18 protein-coding genes, 1 tRNA gene and 1 riboswitch are annotated in these 18,391 nt (G+C 70.2%); of the genes, 8 read left to right on the forward strand and 11 right to left on the reverse strand.

Annotated features, from left to right (window positions below; translation table 11 throughout):
- Positions 1-344: 344 nt before the first annotated feature.
- Positions 345-416 (reverse strand) — tRNA-Arg (locus HD593_RS49320).
- A gap of 116 nt (positions 417-532) precedes the next feature.
- Between HD593_RS49320 and HD593_RS49325 the strand changes: the two genes are divergently transcribed.
- From HD593_RS49325 to HD593_RS49340, 4 genes are all read left to right on the forward strand, one after another.
- On the forward strand, positions 533-925 hold the full coding sequence (locus HD593_RS49325; protein WP_185109796.1) for a response regulator transcription factor: 393 nt from the start codon (positions 533-535) through the stop codon (positions 923-925).
- Positions 926-1,289: 364 nt separating this feature from the next.
- Positions 1,290-1,958 carry an AIM24 family protein gene (locus HD593_RS49330; RefSeq protein ID WP_185109797.1) on the forward strand — a complete coding sequence of 223 codons (669 nt, stop codon included), beginning with the start codon at positions 1,290-1,292 and terminating at the stop codon, positions 1,956-1,958.
- 114 nt (positions 1,959-2,072) lie between these two features.
- Entirely contained in the window at positions 2,073-2,375 is a 303-nt protein-coding gene (locus HD593_RS49335; RefSeq protein WP_185109798.1) for an ArsR/SmtB family transcription factor, read from the forward strand.
- Positions 2,365-2,913, forward strand: coding sequence for a YbaK/prolyl-tRNA synthetase associated domain-containing protein (locus HD593_RS49340; protein WP_312904309.1), 549 nt, complete (start codon positions 2,365-2,367; stop codon positions 2,911-2,913). The genes HD593_RS49335 and HD593_RS49340 overlap by 11 nt, the downstream gene beginning before the upstream one ends.
- Here the strand turns inward: HD593_RS49340 and HD593_RS49345 are convergent.
- From HD593_RS49345 to HD593_RS49355, 3 genes are all read right to left on the reverse strand, one after another.
- On the reverse strand, positions 2,900-3,961 hold the full coding sequence (locus HD593_RS49345) for a cellulose binding domain-containing protein (RefSeq protein WP_185109799.1): 1,062 nt from the start codon (positions 3,959-3,961) through the stop codon (positions 2,900-2,902). The two genes, HD593_RS49340 and HD593_RS49345, sit on opposite strands and share 14 nt — an antisense overlap.
- A 107-nt stretch (positions 3,962-4,068) precedes the next feature.
- Positions 4,069-4,899, reverse strand: coding sequence for a universal stress protein (locus tag HD593_RS49350; protein WP_185109800.1), 831 nt, complete (start codon positions 4,897-4,899; stop codon positions 4,069-4,071).
- Positions 4,896-5,246: a hypothetical protein gene (locus tag HD593_RS49355; RefSeq protein ID WP_185109801.1), complete on the reverse strand. Its 351-nt coding sequence runs from the start codon at positions 5,244-5,246 to the stop codon at positions 4,896-4,898. Before HD593_RS49355 ends, HD593_RS49350 begins: the two co-directional genes overlap by 4 nt.
- Before the next feature lie 91 nt (positions 5,247-5,337).
- A riboswitch (TPP riboswitch) is annotated at positions 5,338-5,450 on the forward strand.
- Between HD593_RS49355 and thiC the strand changes: the two genes are divergently transcribed.
- The gene (thiC, locus tag HD593_RS49360; RefSeq protein WP_246547154.1) at positions 5,443-6,987 is read left to right on the forward strand and encodes a phosphomethylpyrimidine synthase ThiC; all 1,545 of its coding nucleotides are present in this window, start codon (positions 5,443-5,445) and stop codon (positions 6,985-6,987) included. It overlaps the preceding riboswitch by 8 nt.
- Here the strand turns inward: thiC and HD593_RS49365 are convergent.
- Genes HD593_RS49365 through HD593_RS49385 form a run of 5 tightly spaced genes read right to left on the reverse strand, consistent with a single transcriptional unit; the run spans position 6,984 to position 11,423 of the window.
- Positions 6,984-7,835, reverse strand: a complete 852-nt coding sequence (locus HD593_RS49365) for an SDR family oxidoreductase (protein ID WP_185109803.1) — start codon at positions 7,833-7,835, stop codon at positions 6,984-6,986. The genes thiC and HD593_RS49365 overlap by 4 nt on opposite strands.
- Positions 7,836-7,875: 40 nt before the next feature.
- Positions 7,876-8,832 (reverse strand): glycine betaine ABC transporter substrate-binding protein, encoded by a 957-nt coding sequence (locus HD593_RS49370; RefSeq protein ID WP_312904310.1) that lies wholly within the window; start codon positions 8,830-8,832, stop codon positions 7,876-7,878.
- Complete coding sequence (locus HD593_RS49375) at positions 8,829-9,605, reverse strand: ABC transporter permease (RefSeq protein WP_312904311.1); 777 nt, start codon at positions 9,603-9,605, stop codon at positions 8,829-8,831. The genes HD593_RS49370 and HD593_RS49375 overlap by 4 nt, the downstream gene beginning before the upstream one ends.
- Positions 9,602-10,777, reverse strand: coding sequence for an ABC transporter ATP-binding protein (locus HD593_RS49380; RefSeq protein WP_185109805.1), 1,176 nt, complete (start codon positions 10,775-10,777; stop codon positions 9,602-9,604). The genes HD593_RS49375 and HD593_RS49380 overlap by 4 nt, the downstream gene beginning before the upstream one ends.
- Complete coding sequence (locus tag HD593_RS49385) at positions 10,770-11,423, reverse strand: ABC transporter permease (protein ID WP_185109806.1); 654 nt, start codon at positions 11,421-11,423, stop codon at positions 10,770-10,772. Before HD593_RS49385 ends, HD593_RS49380 begins: the two co-directional genes overlap by 8 nt.
- 482 nt (positions 11,424-11,905) lie before the next feature.
- On the opposite strand from HD593_RS49385, the gene HD593_RS49390 reads away from it, so the two are divergent.
- Entirely contained in the window at positions 11,906-13,198 is a 1,293-nt protein-coding gene (locus HD593_RS49390; RefSeq protein ID WP_185109807.1) for a 5'-nucleotidase, read from the forward strand.
- A 9-nt stretch (positions 13,199-13,207) separates the two neighbouring features.
- Here the strand turns inward: HD593_RS49390 and HD593_RS49395 are convergent, their stop codons facing one another.
- Positions 13,208-13,567: a hypothetical protein gene (locus tag HD593_RS49395; protein WP_185109808.1), complete on the reverse strand. Its 360-nt coding sequence runs from the start codon at positions 13,565-13,567 to the stop codon at positions 13,208-13,210.
- Between the two features lie 226 nt (positions 13,568-13,793).
- Positions 13,794-15,566, reverse strand: coding sequence for a 3-oxosteroid 1-dehydrogenase (gene kstD / locus HD593_RS49400; protein ID WP_185109809.1), 1,773 nt, complete (start codon positions 15,564-15,566; stop codon positions 13,794-13,796).
- Positions 15,567-15,726: 160 nt separating this feature from the next.
- On the opposite strand from kstD, the gene HD593_RS49405 reads away from it, so the two are divergent.
- Complete coding sequence (locus tag HD593_RS49405; RefSeq protein WP_221525357.1) at positions 15,727-16,740, forward strand: LacI family DNA-binding transcriptional regulator; 1,014 nt, start codon at positions 15,727-15,729, stop codon at positions 16,738-16,740.
- A 23-nt stretch (positions 16,741-16,763) separates the two neighbouring features.
- The gene (locus tag HD593_RS49410) at positions 16,764-18,368 is read left to right on the forward strand and encodes an FAD-dependent oxidoreductase (protein WP_312904312.1); all 1,605 of its coding nucleotides are present in this window, start codon (positions 16,764-16,766) and stop codon (positions 18,366-18,368) included.
- Positions 18,369-18,391 lie beyond the last annotated feature (23 nt).

An 18,391-nucleotide genomic window follows, 5' to 3' on the forward strand; every position in this document is an offset into this window, starting at 1 on the left:
ATCTGTTCGCACGTCGCCTGTTCGGTCCCCATCGCCGCCATCTTCTGTCGGTGGAACTGCCGAAGTCCGACCAGCGGGCGCTGGCGGAGTGAAACGAGAGGACCTGCTTGATCGCCTGCCCGGTTCTGACGGCAGGCTGGCTCACGCCAGAAGAGCTTCAGCGAGAACAGAGGGTTCTGAGACCAGCGGGGCGACATCCCACGCACGGAGACAGGCCACGCGAAGAGGTGGTGACGAGATGCCGAAGGCCGCCGTCCCGAATGCGACAGAACCCATCAACAACGCAAAAGCGGGCACCCCTTGTCCTCAAATGGACAGAGTGCCCGCCGCGCAGATCTGTTGCGTGCCCCCTGCAGGATTCGAACCTGCGCACCCGGCTCCGGAGGCCGGTGCTCTATCCCCTGAGCTAAGGGGGCTCAACGAGTGTTAAGGCTACCAGCATCCGACCACCACTCGGCACCAGATAAAGCCTCGTGAACACTTCCAGCGAAAACCGCCCGTGACCAGGCCGCTACACGTTAGCTTTGCGCCCGTGGGCGACGTTCTTGGGAAAGTACTGGTCGTAGACGATGACGAGGTCATCCGGCAGCTCATCGCGGTCAACCTGAACCTGGAGGGGTTCGAGGTCGTGACCGCCACGGATGGGCAGGACTGTCTGGAGCGGGTGCTCGACGTCATGCCCGATGTCATCACGCTTGATGTGATGATGCCGTTCCTGGACGGGTGGACGACGGCGCAGCGGTTGCGGGCGGAGGAGGCCACCAGTCACATCAAGGTGGTGCTGATCACGGCGAGGGCTCAGGACGACGACAAGGTGCGGGGGCGTGGGATCGGGGTGGATGCGTATCTCACCAAGCCGTTCGATCCTGCGGAGTTGATTCAGGTCGTGCGGGATCTGGCGGCCGGGCGTGAGGTTGAGCTCTGAGAGTGGTGGTGGCGGGCTGAGCTCTGGGTTGTGACGCCACGGGTCCACGGGTCACACGGGTCCACAGGGTGGCGGCTGCGCGGGGAGATCGGGTTTCTGGCGGGGGTGGCGGCGAACCTGGTTGGATTGGCTCATATCGCACTCGACGGTAGGCGGCGTGACGATGCCGTAATGCTGGCCGGTGAGGCGGGTGCGATGGCGGACGGTTGTGGCGCAGGGGGCGTCATGCGTTCGGTCGAGGAGGCTCGTACGCGGCTGTGAGGGGGCGGGAGCCCAGTCACCAGACTCACGCGTACGTCGTGGGCCGGGAGTCGCCGGCGCGAGTAGCCACACTTGAAGGTCAGAGCCAGGAAAGGGTTGGAACGTGCGTAGCTCGATTTTTCAGAATCTGGATCCCCAGCAGTTGCCTCCGGGGTTCGCGCTCGAGAACCGCAAGATGTTGCGGGTCCAGTTGCCGCAAGAGGTGCTGGCCAAGCAGGGGTCCATGGTCGCCTTCCAGGGGCAGATGGACTTCGACTACGAGGGCTCGGGCGGGCTGGGGAAGCTGTTCAAGAAGGCCATGACGGGCGAGGGTGCCTCGCTGATGCGGGTACGCGGTGAGGGCCTGCTCTACCTGGCCGACAACGCCGACGACATCCACCTGTTCTACCTGGAGAACGAGGGGATCACGGTCAACGGGCGCAACCTGCTGGCCTTCCAGCCGCAGCTCACCTGGGACATCCAGCGGGTTCAGGGGGCCGGGGTGGCGGCCGGCGGGCTGTTCAACACCACGATCACGGGCACGGGGTGGGTGGCGGTGACCACGCATGGCACGCCGGTGTTGCTGGACGTGGCGCGGATGCCGACGTTCGCGGACGGGCAGTCGGCCGTGTGCTGGAGTGCGGGGCTGCAGGTGGGAGTCAACCGGACGATGAAGGTGGGGGCGCTGATCGGGCGGGGAAGCGGGGAGGCCATGCAGCTGGCGTTCAGGGGGCAGGGGTTCGTGCTGGTGCAGGCCAGTGAAGGGGTTCCGGTGGTGCAGGCCTCCCGCTGAGCCGATGGTGCCGGCCTCCCGCTGAGCCGCTGGTGCAGGTCCCGCGGCGTGCCGGTGGTGCAGGCCCCCTGACCAGCACTGGACAGGTAATTAGCTAATTGCCATAATGGCTTTGTGCTGGACGTCGACCTGGTCAAGGCGCTGGCCAATGACAAGAGGCTGCTGATCCTGGAGTGGTTGCGCGAGCCCGAGCGGCACTTCCCGCCGCAGCGCGACGGCGATCTCGTACGTGACGGCGTGTGCTCGCTGTTCATCGCCGAGAAGCTGGGGGTGAGCCAGCCGACCTGCGGCGAGCATCTCAAGGTGCTCGCCAAGGTGGGCCTGATCCGCGGCCGGAAGATCAAACAGTGGGTGTTCTACCAGCGGGACGAGGGCCGGATCGCCGCGGCGAAGGAGTTGTTGAGCAGTGACTGGTGAGCCGTACGCCGCCTACGAGCGCCTGATCGCCGACCTGGACGCCGCGGGAGCACGTTACCGGCTGATCGACCACGCGCCCGAGGGGCGGACCGAGCTGGTCAGCGCGCTGCGCGGGCACGACGTCTCGCAGGCCGCCAAGTGCCTGATCGTGATGGTGAAGATCGGCAAGAAGCAGACCCGGCACGTGCTGGCCGTCGTGCCCGGCGACGCGCGGCTCGATCTGCAGGCCGTCAAGGCGCTGCTGGGCGGCACGTACGTGGCCTTCGCCGGCACCGAGAAGGCCGAGGAGCTGGCGGGCAGCGTGAGCGGGACCGTGCTGCCGTTCAGCTACGACCCCCGGCTCGAGCTGGTCGCGGATCCTTCCCTGCTGGACCAGCCCGAGCTGTACTTCAACGCCGCCAGGCTCGACCGCTCCCTGGCGCTGGCCACCGACGACTACGTACGGCTGGCGGCTCCCCGGCTGGCACCTATCACGAGCAACGAGACCGCCGTAATGAGCGAAGAAGCCGCCGGCGAGGCCGCCGTTACGAGCAGGTAGGTGCGGGGGCGGGGTTGGTGCCGTTCCAGGAGCCGAGGAAGCCGAACGTGGTCGAGGCCCCCGGCGTGAGCAGGCCGTTCCACGAGGTGTTGCGCACGGTCACCGAGGACCCGCTCGCGCTCAGCGTCCCGCCCCAGAGCTGGGTGATCTGCTGACCGCCGGCGAACGTCCAGGCCACCGCCCAGGCGGACCGGGACGTGGTCCCGGTGTTCCTGACGGTGACCTCGCCCTGGAAGCCGCCATGCCACTGCCCGGTGACCTTGTAGGTGGCCGTGCATCCACCAGGCGGAGGCGTGGTGGTGGTGACGGTGGGGGTGGCGGTGCCGCCGCCGGCCATCGCGTCCACCAGCGCCGGGTACCACTTGTCGGACATCTTCTGGTCACCCGACGCGTTAGGGTGCACCCCGTCGTAGGTGTCGGTGCCCGTGCTGAACCCCGTCCACTGGTCCACCACGATGATCGGCGACTGCGGGGTGGTGGTCGCGGCGGCCCAGGCGGGGATGGCGTTGTTGAAGTTCACGGTGCGCTGGGCGCATTCGCCGCAGGTGGACGGGTTCATCGGGATGATCTTGGCGACGAGGATCTTCATGTTCGGGTTGCTGGAGCGCATCTGGTTCACCAGCGTGGTGAAGGCGCCGAGGATCGTCGCGGGCGCGATGTTGCTCCAGACGTCGTTGGTGCCGAAGTGCATGAGCACGATGTCGGGCTGGGTGGCGGAGAGCCAGCCGGGCAGCAGGTTCTGGCCGGCGACGTTGGTGGCGAGGTAGCCGCCGTGTCCCTCGTTGTCGCCGTCGTGGGCCACCCCGCAGCCCTGCGGCGGGAGGGTGCCGACGAAGTCGACGTTCGTGTGGCCGGCGCTCTGCAGGCGGTTCCAGAGCAGGGCCCGCCAGCAGCCGGGGGATCCGGTGATCGAGTCGCCCAGGGGCATGATCCTGATGGGGGCGGCGCTGGCCGTGGCCGTGGTGGTGGCGGATAACGCGGTGGCGATCAACACCGCGGCGGCCAGGGCCGCCAGCGCGGCCAGCACGGAGCCGGTCTTGCTGCGCATCGTGTGCTCTCCCGTCGTAGCCTGCGCAGATCGTAGGAGCGGCGGCGCGGCGCCGGGAAGCACGACGATCATGGCGGGGGGCTGACCTGGGAGTACGGATGTAACTTTCAGCCGCGTACCACGGCCAGCGGGCACGGCGCGTGGTGCAGGAGGGCCTGGCTGATCGAGCCGATGAGCATCCCGGCGAGCTGCCCGTGCCCCCGCGTACCCACCACCAGCAGGTCGGCGCGGGCGGAGGTCTCCTTCAGCACCTCCACCGGATGCCCGTGCACGACCTCCGCGATCACGTGCACGCCCGGATGCCGCTCCCGGTGCGGGGCCAGCGACTCCTTCAGCGAACGCAGGGTGTCCTGCTCGCGCTCGCGGGAGGCCGGCTCGAAGCCGCCGGGATGGGGCCAGGCCCAGGCCCGTACGGCACGCAGCCGCGCGCCGCGCAGCTCGGCCTCGGCGAAGGCGAACCCGAGCGCCCGCGCGGCGCCCGGTGAGCCGTCGGCCCCGGCCACGATCTCACCGCGCGGGGACGCGGGCGGCTCGTGGATCAGGACGACGTCCGTACGGGCGTGCGCGGCCGTCCCGTACGCGACCGATCCGATCAGCAGCCCCCGCACCCCGCCGATCCCCCGGCTGCCCACGACCAGCAGCTCGGCCCCCTCGGACGCCTTGATCAGCGCCGAGCGGGGGTCGCCCGGCAGCAGCACGCCCTCCATGCGCACCTGCGGCCACACGCGGCGCGCGCGGTCGCAGGCGGCGCTGAGCACGGTCTCGGCGCCGTCGCGCATCCACTGGGCCACCTCGGCGTAGTGGACGGCGCCCTCGCACACCCACCTCGGCACGGCGTGCGCCACGGTCAGCGGCTCCTGCCGCAGCTCGGCCTCGGCGGCGGCCCAGCCGGCGGCCTCCAGCCCGGTACGGGAGCCGTCCACTCCTACGACGATCATGACAGTGCGTAACATTCCACCTCGGCACGGCGGAACGGCACTCCCTGTGCCCTGGAGTCCCGGGTGCATCTGCGCTCGGCCTTGCTGAGCTTGAGCGTGCCGCACACGGTCACGCCGGAGTAGGTCCGGCAGTCGAGCGCCGGGTCGGCCTGGCCGACGCGGTACATGCGCTTGACCGCCGCACGGCATTTCGCCTTCCCCGTATCGGCGTAGCGGCACTGGGCGATCAGAGTGTCGTACTGTTCCTGGCTGACTTCGTGCTGATCCATGCCGTCCCCGGCGGCTGCGGTGGCGCCGGACGCGGCCATCACGACGAGTAGTCCTGCGACAGCGGCGAATCTCTTCATGTTTCCCCTGATGGGGACCCTACCGCTCACGGCGACCGGCAAACCTCGCCTGTCAGGGTTTCGGGTGGGGCGGAGCGTGGGTACGATCATCGCCGTCCAACGCGGGAGCCCGGTGGGGACCGGGCTGAGAGGACGGCTGACAGCCGCCGACCGCCAGAACCTGCTCCGGATAATGCCGGCGAAGGGAGTTTGCGCGATGAGTAGCGCGCGCTTTTCCAAGGTCTACAGCGGTGAGCTGCGGGTGCCGATGCGCCAGGTGCACCTGTCGAACGGCTCGTCGGTGACGCTGTACGACACCTCTGGCCCGTACACCGACCCCGCCTACGAGCCGGACCTGCGGCGGGGCCTGCCGCACCTGCGCGCCGGGTGGATCCGCGAGCGCGCGGCGGCGGGGCAGCCGGTCACGCAGGTCGGGTGCGCCCGGCGCGGGCTGGTGACCAGGGAGATGGAGTTCGTGGCCGTGCGCGAGGGCGTCACCCCCGAGTTCGTACGTCAGGAGGTCGCCGCCGGCCGGGCCATCATCCCCGCGAACGTCAATCACCCCGAGTCCGAGCCGATGATCATCGGCCGCAACTTCCTCGTGAAGATCAACGCCAACATCGGCAACTCCGCCGTCACCTCCTCCATCGAGGAGGAGGTCGAGAAGATGACCTGGGCCACGCGCTGGGGCGCCGACACGATCATGGACCTGTCCACCGGTGCCGACATCCACGAGACCCGCGAGTGGATCCTGCGCAACTCCCCCGTCCCGGTCGGCACCGTCCCCATCTACCAGGCGCTGGAGAAGGTCAAGGGCCGGCCGGAGCTGCTGTCGTGGGAGGTCTACCGCGACACGCTGATCGAGCAGTGCGAGCAGGGCGTCGACTACGTGACCGTGCACGCGGGGGTACGGCTGGCGCACGTGCCGCTGACCGCGGGGCGCAAGACCGGCATCGTCTCGCGCGGCGGCTCGATCATGGCGGCCTGGTGCCTGGCGCACCACCGCGAGAGCTTCCTGTACGAGAACTTCGCCGAGATGTGCGAGATCCTGGCCCGCTACGACGTGTCGTACTCGCTGGGCGACGGCCTGCGCCCCGGCTCGATCGCGGACGCCAACGACGAGGCCCAGTTCGCCGAGCTGCGCACGCTGGGCGAGCTGACGGGGACCGCCCGCGAGCACGACGTCCAGGTGATGATCGAGGGGCCCGGCCACGTGCCCATGCACAAGATCAAGGAGAACGTCGACCTGCAGCGCGAGCTCTGCGACGACTCCCCCTTCTACACGCTCGGCCCGCTCGTGACGGACATCGCCCCCGGCTACGACCACATCACCTCGGGCATCGGCGCCGCCATGATCGGCTGGTACGGCACGGCCATGCTCTGCTACGTCACCCCCAAGGAGCACCTCGGCCTGCCCGACAAGGACGACGTCAAAACCGGGGTGATCACGTACAAGATCGCCGCGCACGCCGCGGACCTGGCCAAGGGGCACCCGCAGGCCCAGGCGTGGGACGACGCGCTGTCGGACGCGCGGTTCGAGTTCCGCTGGGAGGACCAGTTCGACCTGTCGCTCGACCCGGAGACGGCACGCTCGTTCCACGACGAGACGCTGCCGGCCGCGCCCGCCAAGACCGCGCACTTCTGCTCGATGTGCGGGCCCAAGTTCTGCTCGATGCGGATCAGCCACGAGATCAGGGACGCCGGGTACGCGGAGAAGGCGGCCGAGTTCAGGCGGCTCGGCGGCAACCTCTACGTGGACTAACCCGGCAGGGTCTCCCCGCCGATCGGGGCCAGCACCTCGCCCGTGTAGTACGACGACAGCCGGTTCGCGGCGAAGAAGACGTACGAGGGGGCGATCTCGTCCGGATCGGCGGGCCGTCCCATCGGCACGTGCTCACCGAACTTGGCCACCTTCTCCTCCGGCATGGTCGCCGGGATCAGCGGCGTCCACACCGGTCCCGGCGCGACGGCGTTCACCCGGATGCCGCGCTCGACCAGGTTCTGCGCCATGGAGTAGGTGAAGGCGTTGATGGCGCCCTTGGTGGCGGCGTAGTCGATCAGCGACTTGTTGCCGCGCAGGCCGTTGATCGAGGAGGTGTTCACGATGGCCGCGCCCTCGCGCAGGTGCGGGAGCGCGGCCTTGGTGACGCGGTAGTAGCTGTGGATGTTGACGGCGAACGTGTGCTCCCACTGCTCGTCGTCCAGCTCCTCCAGGCCGCTCACGGGCTCCTGATAGGCCACGTTGTTCACCAGCACGTCCAGGCCGCCCAGCTCGGACACCGCCTGCTCCACGACGGAGGCGCAGTGGGCGCGGTCGCCGAGGTCGCCGGGCAGCAGCACGCAGCGCCGCCCGGCCTCCTCGACCAGCTTGCGGGTGTGCGCGGCGTCCTCGTGCTCGCTCAGGTACGCGATCGCGACGTCCGCGCCCTCCTTGGCGAACGCCACCGCGACCGCCCGGCCGATGCCCGAGTCGCCGCCGGTGATCAGCGCCTTCTTGCCGTCGAGCAGGTCACGGCCCACGTAGTCACGCATCTCGTCGCGTGGCTCCGGCGCCATCTCGCCGGTGTGGCCCGGGTAGGGCTGGGTCTGGGGTGGTGGTGTCTGCGACATGTCCTGCGGCCTGCCCTTGATCGGGTATGGCTAACACCGGCTATTTCACGAATCCTTGTGACCTGAGCCAGTCGCGGGCCACCAGCACCGGTACGTCGCCGTCCACGTCCACCTGGGCGTTGAGGTCCTGCATCACGTCGTTGGTCAGCTTCGCGCTGATGGGCGCGAAGATCCGGGCGATCTCCGGATGCGCGTCGGCGAGGGGGCGGCGCATGGTCACCGCCGCGTTGTACTGCGGGAAGAAGTGCCTGTCGTCCTCCAGCAGGACCAGGTCGAGCGCCTTGATCCGGCCGTCCGTGGTGCTGACCAGGCCCAGCGCGCACTGGCCGCTGGCGATCGAGTTGTACAGGATGCCGACCGCCACCCGGCGGACGTTCGCCCTAGGGATGTCGCCGCCGTAGGTCCAGCCGTAGCCCCTGAGCATGCCGAGGAAGCCGTCGTCGCGGCCGAAGGCCTCGTGGTCGACGCAGAACGTGCGCTCCGCCGTGGGGATCTTCATGACGTCCGAGATCTTCGTCAGGCCGTACCTCTCGGCGGTGGCGCGGGTGGCGCCGATCGAGTAGCTGTTGTTCAGCGGTGCGGGAGGCAGCCAGACGATGCCGTTCTCGCGCAGGTCGAGGTCGCGTACGGCCTCGTACTGCGCGGTCGCGTCCGGGATCGGCTTCGCCTGGCCGAGGTAGGTGATCCAGCCGGTGCCGGTGTACTCCCACATGAGGTCGGCGTCGCCCCTGGTCAGCGAGGCGCGGGCGTTCACGCTGCCCTGCACGTTCGTCTGGTCGGCCACGTCCGCGCCGGCGGCGGTGAGGGCGAGCACCGCGATCTTGCCGAGCACGAGCTGCTCCGTGAACTCCTTCGACGTCACCCGGATCGGCGTGCCTTCGAGGCCGGGCACCGGCCGGATGCTGCCCGGCTCGACCGGCGGCACGAACGACGAGGCGGGCCGCAGCCCGCACGCCGTGACCGCGACGAGCAGCAGCACCGCCGGGAGTGCCCTCACGAGAGCCCCTTCGGCGAGAGGTAACGCTGCGCGAGCCCGCCCAGCCAGTCGATGAACAGCGCCAGCACCGCGATCAGCACGCATCCCGTGATCAGCACGAGGTTGCGCTGCGTGCTCACCCCCGTGGTGATCAGGTCGCCCAGCCCGCCGGAGCCGATGAACGCCGCGATGCCGGCCGTGCCCACGTTCAGCACCAGCGTGGTCCGCACGCCCGACAGGATGACCGGCACCGCCATCGGCAGCTCCACCTTGAACAGCACCCCGGCCGCGGACATGCCGATGCCCCTTCCCGCGTCCACCAGCCGCGGGTCCACCTGCTCGATCCCCACCATCGTGTTGCGCAGCGTGGGCAGCAGGCTGTAGGCGAACAGCGCGACCACCGCCGTCCAGAACCCGATCCTGAACAGCACCGCCAGCAGCACCACCAGGCCCACCGCCGGGGTGGCCTGCCCCAGGTTGACCAGGGACAGCACGAGGGGCGTCGCCCTGCGCAGCGCCCTCCGGGTGAGCAGCACGCCCAGCGGCAGCGCCACCACCAGCACCAGCACCGTGGAGAAGAACACGAGCTGGATGTGCTCCCAGGTGCGCCTGAGCAGGAACGTCAGGTTCAGCGAGCCCCGCTCGATGCTGTCGAGCGGCGCCACCTGCGTGTAGACCACCATCGCCACGCCGATGAGCACGTAGCACAGCGGCGGCAGGATCACGTGCCACGACCGCCCGATCCGCGGCTCCGGGGTGGTGGCCTCCCTGGCCGCCGCGCTCTCGACGGTCACCGGGGCTCGCCCCTGCGCAGGCGGCGCTCCCGCTCACGGGCCTTGATGGACTGGATAGCGTTCTGCACCGTGGCCAGCGACAGCGCCCCCGCGTACGCCCTGCGCCTGCCGAGCACCGGCAGGAAGTCGGTGTCGGCGTTGAGCAGCGTCTCCAGGGCGTCCTGGAGGGTCATGCGGTGGCCGATCGAGCCGGTGATGGGGTCGCCGGCCGTGCCGACCGGGCCGTGGATCCCTTCCAGGTCGCTCTGGGCGACCCACCTGAGCGGGCGGCGCATGCCGTCGAGGACCAGCGCGTAGCCGCGGCCGTCGAGCTCGACCTCGCGTACCAGGTCGCGCGCGTCCATGTCCTCCGTCGCGTACGGCACCTGGTCCAGCTCGATGTCGCCCACCTGGGTCAGGCGCAGCAGCCGCATCGAGGAGCCGGCGCCGAGGAACTGCTCGACGTACTCGCTGGCCGGGTTCGTCAGGATCTCGGCCGGTCTGGCGTACTGCACGACGTGGCCGGGGCGCTGCATGATCGCGATGTGGTCGCCTATCTTGAGTGCTTCGTCCACGTCGTGGGTGACGAACACGATCGTCTTGGCCAGCTCCTCCTGCAGGCGCAGCAGCTCGTCCTGGATGCGCTCGCGGCTGATGGGGTCGAGCGCGCCGAACGGCTCGTCCATCAGCAGCACGGGCGGGTCGGCGGCCAGCGCCCTGGCCACGCCGACGCGCTGCTGCTGGCCGCCGGAGAGCCGGCGCGGGTAGCTGTCGCGGAACCGCCCCGGCTCCAGGCCCACCAGCGTGAGCAGCTCGTCCACCCGCTCGGCGATGCGCCTGCGGTCCCAGCCGAGCATCTTCGGCACCTGGGCGATGTTGGCGGCCACCGTCATGTGCGGGAACAGGCCGGCCTGCTGGATCACGTACCCGATGTGCCTGCGCAGGCGGTCGGGGTCGATGTCGCGGGAGCTCTGGCCGCCGATGACGATGTCGCCCGAGGTCGGCTCGATCAGGCGGTTGATCATGCGCATGGTGGTCGTCTTGCCGCAGCCCGACGGGCCGAGCAGGACCACGATCTCGCCTGCCGGGATGTTCAGGTCCAGCTCCTGTACGGCCGGCTCGCCGCCGCCGGGGAACGCCTTGGTGACCTTCCGCAGCTCGATCGGCACGCCGCCGGTGGCCTGGTCAGCCACGGACGGCCCCCGTACCCGGCGTGGTGAGGCGGCCCAGCAGGACGAAGCAGCCGTCGAAGAGGAGCGCGAGGATCGCCACGCCGATCGTGCCGGTCAGGGCGGAGTTGACCGCGTTCGCACCGCCCAGCCTGGCCAGGCCCGAGAAGATCTGCTCGCCGAGGCCGGGGCCGGAGACGTACGCGGCCACGGCGCCGATGCCCATCGCGAGCTGCGTGGCGACCCGGATGCCGGTCAGGATCACCGGCCAGGCCAGCGGGAGCTCCACCCTGGTGAGCGACCTGCGGCGGCTCATGCCGATGCCGCGGGCGGCGTCGACCAGCATCGCGTCCACGCCGCGCAGGCCGACGACGGTGTTGCGGATGATCGGCAGCAGCGCGTACAGCACGATCGCGGTCACGCTCGGCGCCACCCCGAGGCCGAGCGGGGGGATCAGCAGGCCGAGCATGGCCAGCGACGGGATCGTGAACACCACTCCGGCGGCCGCCGTGGCGAAGGCCGAGGGCCTGGGGCGGCGGTAGGTGGCCACGCCGATGAGCACACCGAGGACGGCCGCGACCAGCACGCACTGGGCGACCATGCTGGCGTGCTGCACGGTCTCGAAGACGATGAGGTCCCATCGATCCTCGATGTAATCCCACAAGTTCATCCCCGAGAACTTAACCGTGATTGTCAACCTCAAACGCCCCACGGGTCACCCGAGTAAGGGTGTGCGTCGCCAGGCGACCGGACGGCGCTGGAACGGGAGGTCGGTCCGCGGCGACGCGCTCGCGCGGACACGCTTACAAATGCGAGCACAGCGAACATGCAATTAAATGAGGACGCCGTTCAGTAGCCGGTCATGTTTATCGCGTAGCCCGCCCATCATGGAAACACCCATCTCGATTTCGCACCGAGAAATATTGTTATTTTGCGGTGATAAAAATCTGCCAGGATTCTCCAGCCAAGATCAACGAGAGGAATCCTGTGAGACCGTTAGGTAAGGCCGGGCGCCGGATCAGTACGCTGGTAGCCGTCGCGGCCCTGGCTTCTGGCGCGTTCGCCTCGGGCGCACAGGCGGCCCCGAAATCGATAGTCTTCGGGCCTGCTTCCGCGTCGCCGAAAACACACACGGGCACCTGCCCGGCGACCGTGACGCTGTCGACCACGGTGAAGGTGAAGGCGCCTGTCACGCTGAAGTACCAGTGGACCTTCAGCGACGGCGACAAGGGCAAGGTCAGGACATACCGGGTCGGCGGTAAGGGCGTCAAGACGATCCGTCTGTCCACGTCGCTCAAGGTCGAGGATGACGCCACCGGCTGGGGCGCCGTCCGTGTGGTCAGCCCGGCGAAGAAGACTTCCAAGAAGGCGTCGTTCGCCGTCACCTGCCAGGGTGGCGGGGAGAGCACGGGAGACGTCTGGGACAGCGTGACCACCTCCATCGAGCAGGACCGGTCCGACGCCACCCCCACCCCCACAACCACGCCCGCGTCGAGCCCGAGCGCGACCACGAGCCCGTCCCCCACTCCGACCGGGACGCAGGCGCCGCTCCCGAACCTGGTGCAGAAGGCCCGCATCGCCTTCGAGCGCACCACGGCGTCGAAGTGCCCGTTGACCTTCAAGCTCCACGGTCGGCTTGAAGGGATTCCCGCGGGCGCGCAGACGATCCAGTACCGCCTTGTCGGCGCCAAGGACTGGAAGACGCTCAACGTGCCGGCCGACCACGGCCCCGTCTACAACGCCGTGCTCGAGACGCTGAGCTGGGACCAGGAGTCGGCCACGTACTCGATGCAGATCGAGTTCAACCAGGCCAACAGGCTCAGGACCAACCTCATCTACTACTTCGAGTGCGCCGGGCCGAAGGGGAGCACGCAGATCGGCGTCGCCGCCGACGACATCAAGCGCGACGCCTTGGGCGGCGGCCCACTGGCAGAGCTGGTGGCCGACGCCATGGTCGAAGCGGTCCAGCCCGTGTCCGGCGCGCAGATCGCCCTGGTCAGCAAGCACGCCGTCCGCTCGCCGATCGCCGAGATCAAGAAGGGGCCCGTCACGTACGAGCAGCTGTACGTCACGCAGCCGAACGGCCTTCACGTCGACACCTGGTCCATGAGCGGCTCCCAGCTCAAGTGGCTCCTGGGGCACGCGAGCAAGGAGCGGGGCGTGCTGACCCCGTCCGCCGGGCTGCGCTACACCCTGGCCGACGGAAAGGTCACGGAGATCACGCTGAACGGCGCTCCGGTGACCGACACCCAGCTGATCAAGGTCGCCGCGAACTACATCCTGGCCGGCGGCTGGGAGGGTTTCCCGCAGTGGAAGTGGCCGAACAACAGCGTGGCGCACAACGGGCCTGATGACCGCGGTGCGCTGGGGTCGTACTTCGCCGACCACTCGCCGGTCAGCGCCCCCAGGGGAGACCGCGTCACGGTTCGCGGATGGGCTTCCTGAAAATGTGCTTCACCGCCGGCGACGGCCGCGCTGGTGTTCGGTGCTCACGGGCGGCAGCCCGCCGGAGACGGCCGCGGCCCCTAGCCGGAACAGCCGCGCGTACCGGCCGCCGGGCCGGATGAGGTCGTCGTGCGTGCCCGCCTCCTCAACCCGTCCCTGGTCGAGCACGACGACCAGGTCCGCCATCCGGACGGTGGACAGCCGGTGGGAGACGAGCACGGTCACACCGCCGCCGCGGGCCGCGGCCACCGCCCAGCGGCGGAACAGGTCATGCTCGGCCTCGGCGTCGAGCGCGGCGAGGTCACCGATCCCCACCGTCTCGCGGACCAGGAACTCGAACCGGGCGTGGTCCTGGAAGCAGGCCGACACGTGGCGCCTGAGGCGCGCCGGATCCAGGTCCCCGTCCGCGATCCCGTCGAACAGGACCGCTTCGGAGCGCTTCTCCCCGGCAGCGCCCGCACCAGGAAGGACAGGGCACCCGAGGTGCCGTTACGCGTTTTCCCGCACTCAGAGATCCTGAACCGGCCCCCGCGGCTGTCAACCAGGCGGCTCAGAGCGGGCCGGATCAGAGCGGGCCGGACCAGAGCGGGCCGGATCAGAGCGGGCCGGCGAGGTCGTTGGCGGCCACGTAGCCGAAGGTCATGGCGGGGCCGATGGTCGAGCCGGAGCCGGCGTAGCTGTGGCCCATGACGGCCGCGCTGGCGTTGCCGGCGGCGTACAGGCCGGGGATGACCGACCCGTCGGCGCGCAGCACGCGCGCGCGGGCGTCCGTGCGCATCCCGCCCTTGGTGCCGAGGTCCCCGGGGATGATCTTGAACGCGTAGAAGGGCGGCAGCCAGAGCGGGGCCAGGCAGGGGTTCGGCTTGACCAGGGGGTCGGCGTAGTAGCGGTCGTAGGCGCTGTCGCCGCGGTGGAAGTCGAGGTCCCTGCCGGTCGTCGCGAACCCGTTGAACCGGCTGATCGTGCCGCGCAGCGCGGCCTGGGGCACGCCGATCTGCTGGGCCAGCTGCTCGATGGTCCACGCCTTGTACACGGCGCCGCTGCCGAACCAGGCGGCGGGCAGCGGCAGCAGCGGTGCGACGTCCCGGAACAGGTACTTGTTGCGGTAGTGCTGGTCGACGATCAGCCAGGCGGGGATGTGCGGGGTGGCAGGGCCGTTGCGGTCGTACATGACGTGCACGACGTCGCTGTAGGGCGCGCCCTCGTTGACGAAGCGCACGCCGTGGCCGTTGACCAGGACGCTGCCGGGCAGCGTGCGCTCGGCCAGGCAGAAGTACGGCTCGTCGGGCAGCGGGATGGCCGGGCCCCACCAGGCGTCGTCCATCAGGTCGAGCGCGGCGCCGGCCCGCTCGCCGGCCTCGATGCCGTCACCGGTGTTCGAGTCGGCGCCGACGGTCCAGCTCGTGCCGATGGGCTGGCGCTGGAACTCCGCGCGCATGGCCGCGCTGTGCTCGAACCCGCCCGACCCGATGATCACGCCGCGCCTGGCCGTGATCGGGCCGGACGGGGTGATGACGCCCGTGACGCGCCCGGCTTCGCGGCTCAGGTCGAGCAGCGGGGTGTTCAGCAGTACCGGTACGCCGGCGGCCACCAGCCCGGCGCGCAACCCGGCGGCCAGCGACTGGCCCATGGTCAGCGGCTTCTCGCCGCGCAGCGCGGCCTCGGTGCCGCGCAGCAGGCACGCGGCGCTCACCTCCAGGCCCTTGGGGTTGACGGCGGCGAGCGTCAGCCACTTGTAGTCGGCGCTGTGGACCACCATGCCGGCGGGGGTGGGGATGTACGGGCCGTTCAGGCGGGCCAGCTCGGCGCCGAGGAGGTTGCCGTCGAGCTGGGCGGGCTCGATGGAACGGCCGCCGGGCATGCCGCCGGGCAACTCCGGATAGTAGTCGGAGTAGCCCTCCATGAACCGGAAGCGCAGCGGGCTGTTCCGTATCACGAAGGAGATCATGGCCGGTCCCGCGGCCAGGAACGCCTGCTGCCGCTCGATCGGGACGGTGTCGCCGACGACGCGGGCGAGGTAGGCGGCGGCCTTGGCCGGGGTGTCCTGCACCCCCGCGGCGAGGATGACCTCGTTGTTCGGGATCCAGATGCCCGCCCCTGAGCGGGCCGCCGACCCGCCGAACACCGGCGCCTTCTCGATCACGACGGTACGCAGGCCGCGCCTGGCCGCCGCCAGCGCCGCGGTCATCCCGGCGGCGCCCGCGCCGACCACCACGACGTCGTACTCGGTGCCGGCGCGTGCGGGCGAGCCACCGAACGCGGCACCCGTCATCAGCGCGCCACCGGCGACGGCAGCGCCGCGGAGCAGGGTACGGCGGCTGGGGCCCTCGGGGCTGTGGCTGCTGGTCGATCTCGCTGATCCGGCCATGCGGCCAAGCATGCGCTTGGTTGTTCGCCCTGTCAACGGCCTGATCGGCTCCGGATGGAGCCGGAGCTGATAATACCTATTAGTCCTTGACGTCCCGTTGCGCCCGGTCTCACAATGGCCGAACTAATACGCATTATCAGCGGATCGGGTGATACGTACTGTGACTCCTTCAGGTCGGCGGCTGACGCAGCACGACATCGCGCGCATGGCGGGAGTGAGCCAGACGACGGTGTCCCTGGTGCTCAACGGGAGGGCCGACGGTGAGGTGCGGATCTCGCCCGAGACCCGCGAGCGGGTGCTCCAGGTGATCAGGGAGACCGGTTACGTGGCCGATCCGGCGGCCAGGCGGCTCGTCGAGCGGCGCAACCGCATCTACGGCGTGTTCACCTACGAGGCCGTCTTCCCCGCCGAGAGCGCCGACTTCTACCACCCGTTCCTGGTCGGGATCGAGGAGTGCGCCGAGGAGGCGGGCTGCGACCTGCTGCTGTTCACCAGCGCCAAGGTGGAGCAGGGCGAGCGGCGGCGGATCTTCAGCGCGGAGAGCCGGATCCGGCTGGCGGACGGCTGTGTCCTGCTCGGCCGGACGATCGACCGGGACGACCTGTCCAGGCTGCTGTCGGAGGGCATCCCGTTCGTCTCGGTCGGGCGCCGCGACGACGCCGGCGGGCCGGTGCCGTACGTCGGCGCGGACTACCCGCCGGCCGTGCGCGCGCTGGTCAGACGGGCGGCGGCGCTCGGGCACCGGCGGATGGCCTACGTCGGGTCGGGGCAGGGCGCGGAGTCCTACGCCGACCGGTTGCGCGGCTTCGTCGAGGGGGTGGCCGAGGCGGGCGTCGAGGGGGTGCACCTGACGGGCGCGGACACCCTGTTCGACGGCACGTCCGGCGTCACGGTGGTGTTCGCCGAGGAGCTGGCGGACGGCGCCGCCATCGCGGAGGTCGCCCGCGCCCGCGGCCTGGACGTGCCGCGCGACCTGTCCATCGTCGCGCTGGGCGCGCCCACCAGGCCGGTGTCCACCGACATCGACTTCGCGGGGTTCCGCATCCCCCGGCGGGAGATGGGCCGCAGGGCCGTCGAGCTGCTCACCCAGGTGCTGGAGCACGGCGGCACCCCGCAGGAACTGCTGGCGTGCGAGCTGGTCGAAGGCTCCACCCTGGCATCCCCCCATCAGTGAGTCAGAGAAGAGGCAATCCCCACGTGGTTGAGATATCGGCAGACGCGCTCGTCGTCGGCGGCGGGCTGGGCGGCGTGGCCGCCGCGCTCGCCCTGCTCCGGGCGGGCCGCTCGGTGGTCCTCACCGAGGAGTACGACTGGCTGGGCGGCCAGCTCACCAGCCAGGCCGTGCCGCCGGACGAGCACACCTGGGTGGAGCGGTTCGGCGTCACGGCGAGCTATCGCGCGCTGCGCGACGGCATCCGGCGCTACTACCGCGACCACTACCCGCTGACCGAGCGGGCGCGGGCCTGGCGCGAGCTCAACCCGGGCGCCGGGCACGTCAGCAAGCTGTGCCACGAGCCCCGGGTCGCCGTCGCGGTCATCGAGGCCATGCTGGCCCCGTACCGGGGGTCGGGGAGGCTGCGGGTGCTGCAGCCGTACCGGCCGGTGGGGGCCGAGGTGGACGGCGATCGGGTCACGGCCGTACGGCTCGCGCACCGCGACGGGGGCGGGGAGATCACGGCGGTGGCGGCGTACGTGCTGGACGCCACCGAGACCGGCGAGCTGCTGCCCCTGACCGGCACCGAGTACGTGACCGGCTTCGAGTCGCAGGACGAGACCGGCGAGCCGAGCGCCCCAGCGACCGCGCAGCCGATGAACATGCAGGCCGTGTCCGTGTGCTTCGCGATCGACCACGTGGACGGCGACCACACCGTGGACAGGCCCGCCTCCTACGACTTCTGGCGTGCCTACCAGCCGCCCTTCTGGGGCGACCGGCTGCTGTCGTGGCGCTGCCCGAGCCCGCGGACGTTGGAGATCGTGGAGCGTTCCTTCACCCCGAACCCGGGCGACGACCCCCGGCAGGTGGAGGCCGACCAGCGGGTCAACCCGGGCGACGGCAACCTGTGGACGTTCCGCAGGATCGCCGCCAGGGACAACTTCGTGCCGGGCGCGTACGGCAGCGACATCACGCTCGTCAACTGGCCGATGATCGACTACCTGGAGGGCCCGGTCATCGACGTGCCGGACGCCGACCGGCATCTTCAGGCCGCCCGCGAGCTGTCCCTGTCGGTCCTGTACTGGCTGCAGACCGAGGCGCCTCGCCACGACGGCGGCACCGGGTACCCGGGCCTGCGGCTGCGCGGCGACGTCACGGGCAGCGCGGACGGGCTCGCCCAGGCCCCCTACATCCGCGAGTCCCGGCGCGTCCGGGCCCTGACCACCGTCACCGAACAGGACCTGTCTGTGGCGGTACGCGGCGACAAGGGCGCCGTCTCCTATCACGATTCCGTGGGCGTGGGCATGTACCGCATCGACCTGCACCCCTCGACCGGCGGCGACAACTACATCGACGTCGCCTGCTCCCCGTTCGAGATCCCTCTCGGGGCGCTGATCCCGCAGCGGATGGGCAACCTGCTGCCCGCCTGCAAGAACATCGGCACCACCCACATCACCAACGGCGCCTACCGCCTGCACCCGGTGGAGTGGAACGTCGGCGAGGCGGCCGGCGCGCTCGCCGCCTTCTGCCTGGACCGCGCCACCACGCCGCACGCCGTGCAGGCGGACGGGCGGTTGCTGGCCGACTACCAGCATCGGCTCGCCCGCGACGGCGTGGAGCTGCGCTGGCCCGACGTCACCGGTTACTGACGCCGTCATCGACGCCAGAAGAC

The sequence above is a fragment of the Nonomuraea rubra genome, from assembly GCF_014207985.1.
Taxonomy (GTDB): domain Bacteria; phylum Actinomycetota; class Actinomycetes; order Streptosporangiales; family Streptosporangiaceae; genus Nonomuraea; species Nonomuraea rubra.

Bases quoted from the DNA above. Each gene is read 5' to 3' on its own strand.
- HD593_RS49355 (WP_185109801.1), bottom strand. From the start codon at position 5,246: ATGAAGAGATTCGCCGCTGTCGCAGGACTACTCGTCGTGATGGCCGCG.
- thiC (WP_246547154.1), top strand. From the start codon at position 5,443: ATGAGTAGCGCGCGCTTTTCCAAGGTCTACAGCGGTGAGCTGCGGGTG.
- HD593_RS49365 (WP_185109803.1), bottom strand. From the start codon at position 7,835: ATGTCGCAGACACCACCACCCCAGACCCAGCCCTACCCGGGCCACACC.
- kstD (WP_185109809.1), bottom strand. From the start codon at position 15,566: ATGGCCGGATCAGCGAGATCGACCAGCAGCCACAGCCCCGAGGGCCCC.
- HD593_RS49350 (WP_185109800.1), bottom strand. From the start codon at position 4,899: ATGATCGTCGTAGGAGTGGACGGCTCCCGTACCGGGCTGGAGGCCGCC.
- HD593_RS49345 (WP_185109799.1), bottom strand. From the start codon at position 3,961: ATGCGCAGCAAGACCGGCTCCGTGCTGGCCGCGCTGGCGGCCCTGGCC.
- HD593_RS49385 (WP_185109806.1), bottom strand. From the start codon at position 11,423: ATGAACTTGTGGGATTACATCGAGGATCGATGGGACCTCATCGTCTTC.